Genomic DNA, 3,016 nt, shown 5'->3' with positions numbered 1-3,016 from the left:
ACCATGTGCTGCTGCGCGCCCCCCGCGCCGACGCGGCGCGCGGCCTGGTCGATCTCGGCCGCGTCGCGCTGCTGCTGAAGCGCGCCCGGCGCAAGCTGACGCTGCGCGCGCTCGACCGGATCTCGCCGCTGGCCGTGCCGGTGCTGCTGGAGATCGGCCGCGTCAGCATCGCCGACGGCGCCATCGACGCGATGCTGGAGGAGAGCGCCGCTGAGCTAATCGCCGAGGCCACGCCGAAGCGGGGCGAGAAGGGTCGGCGGAGGGCGTGATCCGTTCCGACGGGCCATAGAATGGGCCCTGCGACCACGAGCAGGATCCGATAGGATCCCGTTCCGGCGCCACATCGGAGGAGATCGATGGCGGAAGATGCGGACAGGCGGGACCGCTTGGCCCGGGCCAAGGTGGCGCTGGCGATCGACGCCTCGCCGGCCAGCCGGGCGCGGATCGACTCCGGCTATGAGGCTTTGTGCGTCGACCTGGTCAGCGAATGGGTGCTCGGCGAGCGGCGGTATGAGAGCCCAGGGCAGCAGGCCGAGGCCTGGATCGCCCGCTTCTACGACGACCTGCACAGCGACGAGCAGCCCGACGCCAACCGGATCTATGCCCGCTACCAGCTCGGCCTGCCGCGGGCGCAGTACCTGGCGCGGCTGCTGCGCGCCCGCCGCACCGCGCAGTGGCGGGCCGCCGCCCGGGCTGAGCTGCGCCAGGTGCTGGAGCGCGCTGAAGCCGATGCCCGGGCCGCGGCCGAGGCCGGCCGGTCCCAGGTGCAGCGCTTCGAGCTGAGCCTATCGCGCGGCGGCTATGACGAGCTGGTCACCCTCTACGATTCGGTCGCGGCGGCGGTGACCGGCGGCGACCGCCGGGCGCCGCCGGCAAAGAAGCCCTCCTCGCCCACCCTGACCTGGTTCTCGATCACGGCGGAGACCATCCTCGTTCTGCTCGATGCCCTGCGCCGAGAGGACCGGCGATGACCAACCCGCTGTCGCTGCTCAGCCCGCTGCTGACCCTGGCCGGCCTGGTCGGCAGCTTCTTCTACATCCAGCTCAGCCAGTGGCTGCGCGACCTGGTAGCGCTGCACCAGAAGGTCGAGCTGAACCGCTTCGCCGGCGACGAGGCGCAGAAGCGCGCCATCGTCGAATGCCGGATCGAATACCGGCGGCTGGCGACCTGGCACACCTATGCCGTCAATCTGAGCGTCATCGCCTTCGTGCTGTTCATCCTGGTCCTCGGGCTGCTGATGATCCGGTCGGCCGCCGCCGACCCGATGTACGACTATCTGGCGATCGCGCTGTGGGTGTTCCTCGCCGTATTCGTCGGCCTCGCCTCGGTGCTGTTCTGGCTCGGCCACAGCAAGGCGCGGGAGATCGGGGCGATCCTGGAGCCGAAGGCCTGACCCGCGGCCCGGCCGTCAAGGTCCGCGGTCGCCCAGCAGTCCTAAGCCGCCCGCGGGAGGCTGGATTTTCGCGCGATCCCCGGCCGGCATCTCCGCCAGGCTGGCGGCGAGGGCCGACTGCAGCAACGCCTGCACGTCCCCGGTCCTGGCCCGGACCTCGGCCATGGCGGCATCCAGCGCGCCGCGGTCGAGCGGGTCGGCTCGCATCACCGCGAACATGCGCTGCCGCGCCTCGCGCAGACCGCCGACCGCGGACCGCAGATCCGCCCGGTCCTGCAGCAGCCGGCGCAGCACGTCCCGCCGCAGCTCCGGCGGGTAGGCCCGCATCGCCGATGCGGCCACCGTCTCCACACGCTGCTCGAACCAGCGGCCGGCCAACCAGGCGCCGCCCAGGAACAGGTTGAAGCACAGCGAGGCCGTCAGGGCGATGGCGAGGATCAGTGTGGTCCGCCGCCGCAATACCGCGGTCACAGCAGGCCTCCGAGATCACCCTGGCCCGACACCAGCGCCAGCACCGACAGCGCGATGTCGAGGTCGGCACCCCTGGGCAGGGTCGCCAGCATCACCACCGCGCCGGCGGCGAGGGACAGCAGCGAGCCGCCCGCGCTCGCCGCCCAGAAGCGCCATGTCGGCCGCCAGGTTGCCTCCTCCGCCTCGACGGCCGCCAGGATCCGGCCGATCTCGGCGGAGCCGAAAGGCGGCGGGTGGACCGCGGCGCCCAGCGTCCGTTCGAAGGCGGCGAACCGCGCCAGCATCTCCGCGGCATCGGGATCCTCGACCACGAGCCGCCGGGCGGAGTCGGCCAGCTTCCGCGGCCAGCGATCGAGATCGGCCCCGAAGCGGAGCAGTGCCTCGTCGAGTTCGGCCCTGGTCATGACCTCATCTCCCTTTCGTCTATCACGGCCCGCAGCGTGCGCCTGGCGCGGACCAGAAGCTGCTCCGCCGCCCCCTGGCTGACGCCCAGGATGGCGGCGATCTCGGCATTGCTCCGCCCGCCCTGGACGGCCAGCAGCAGCGCCAGCCGCTGCCGCTCCGGCAGGGTCCGGATCATGCGGGCGACCGCCGCCAGATGGTCGCGGCCGGACAGGGCGGCCAGGGCGGTCGGTGCGTCGTCGGCCGGCTCCGGCCCGTCCCCGAAGGGCAGCCAGCGCCGCAGGCGCCGCCGCCGCGCCCGGTCGAGGCAGCGATTGGCGACCACGCGGTAGAGCCAGGTGGTGAACGTCGCCTGGCCCGGCCGCCATGCGTCGGGCCGCCGCCACAGCATCAGGAACACATCCTGCGCGATGTCGTCGGCCTCGTCCGACCGGCCGCCGAACCCCAGTGCCAGCCCTCGCACCCTGTCGCCGTGGCGACGCATAAGCACGGCGAAGGCTCGCCGGTCCCCGGCGGCGATGCGGGCCAGGAGATCCGCGTCGGCCAGCGCCTCCTCGTCCGCCCCCTCCGCCATGCCGTGCATCCGCGATGCGTCAGAACCGGCGCCAGGCCCGCCCCGCCGCAATGCTGCGGCCCGCCGGTCCGGTGACGGTGCGGTAACCGTAGCTGCGGAAGGGCCCCCGCACCACACCGGCGGAGCGGGACCAGGACCGGCCGCCGGGGCCGGTGACATCGACGGTGCGGTTGCAG

5 protein-coding genes and 1 pseudogene are annotated in these 3,016 nt (G+C 73.0%); 3 read left to right on the top strand and 3 right to left on the bottom strand.

Going from position 1 to position 3,016, the window contains the following annotated elements; translation table 11 throughout:
- From ABDW35_RS34965 to ABDW35_RS34955, 3 genes and pseudogenes are all read left to right on the top strand, one after another.
- Positions 1–269 (top strand): annotated as a pseudogene (locus ABDW35_RS34965) (DNA ligase-associated DEXH box helicase); the annotation flags it as partial.
- Positions 270–356: 87 nt separating this feature from the next.
- Positions 357–971, top strand: coding sequence for a hypothetical protein (locus ABDW35_RS34960; protein WP_343718448.1), 615 nt, complete (start codon positions 357–359; stop codon positions 969–971).
- A complete protein-coding gene (locus tag ABDW35_RS34955) occupies positions 968–1,393 on the top strand; it encodes a hypothetical protein (RefSeq protein WP_343718447.1) in 426 nt (141 codons plus the stop codon). The genes ABDW35_RS34960 and ABDW35_RS34955 overlap by 4 nt, the downstream gene beginning before the upstream one ends.
- A gap of 15 nt (positions 1,394–1,408) precedes the next feature.
- Here ABDW35_RS34955 and ABDW35_RS34950 read toward each other — a convergent pair whose 3' ends face one another.
- Genes ABDW35_RS34950 through ABDW35_RS34940 form a run of 3 tightly spaced genes read right to left on the bottom strand, consistent with a single transcriptional unit; the run spans position 1,409 to position 2,840 of the window.
- Positions 1,409–1,864: a periplasmic heavy metal sensor gene (locus ABDW35_RS34950; RefSeq protein WP_343718446.1), complete on the bottom strand. Its 456-nt coding sequence runs from the start codon at positions 1,862–1,864 to the stop codon at positions 1,409–1,411.
- Positions 1,861–2,268 (bottom strand): hypothetical protein, encoded by a 408-nt coding sequence (locus tag ABDW35_RS34945; protein WP_343718445.1) that lies wholly within the window; start codon positions 2,266–2,268, stop codon positions 1,861–1,863. Before ABDW35_RS34945 ends, ABDW35_RS34950 begins: the two co-directional genes overlap by 4 nt.
- Complete coding sequence (locus ABDW35_RS34940; protein WP_343718444.1) at positions 2,265–2,840, bottom strand: sigma-70 family RNA polymerase sigma factor; 576 nt, start codon at positions 2,838–2,840, stop codon at positions 2,265–2,267. The genes ABDW35_RS34945 and ABDW35_RS34940 overlap by 4 nt, the downstream gene beginning before the upstream one ends.
- Positions 2,841–3,016 lie beyond the last annotated feature (176 nt).

Origin of the sequence: Inquilinus sp., assembly GCF_039594555.1 — a bacterium.
Classification (GTDB): Bacteria; Pseudomonadota; Alphaproteobacteria; order DSM-16000; family Inquilinaceae; genus Inquilinus.
This window is presented reverse-complemented; position numbering and strand designations above follow the sequence as displayed.

Bases quoted from the DNA above. Each gene is read 5' to 3' on its own strand.
- ABDW35_RS34960 (WP_343718448.1), top strand. From the start codon at position 357: ATGGCGGAAGATGCGGACAGGCGGGACCGCTTGGCCCGGGCCAAGGTG.
- ABDW35_RS34940 (WP_343718444.1), bottom strand. From the start codon at position 2,840: ATGGCGGAGGGGGCGGACGAGGAGGCGCTGGCCGACGCGGATCTCCTG.
- ABDW35_RS34955 (WP_343718447.1), top strand. From the start codon at position 968: ATGACCAACCCGCTGTCGCTGCTCAGCCCGCTGCTGACCCTGGCCGGC.
- ABDW35_RS34945 (WP_343718445.1), bottom strand. From the start codon at position 2,268: ATGACCAGGGCCGAACTCGACGAGGCACTGCTCCGCTTCGGGGCCGAT.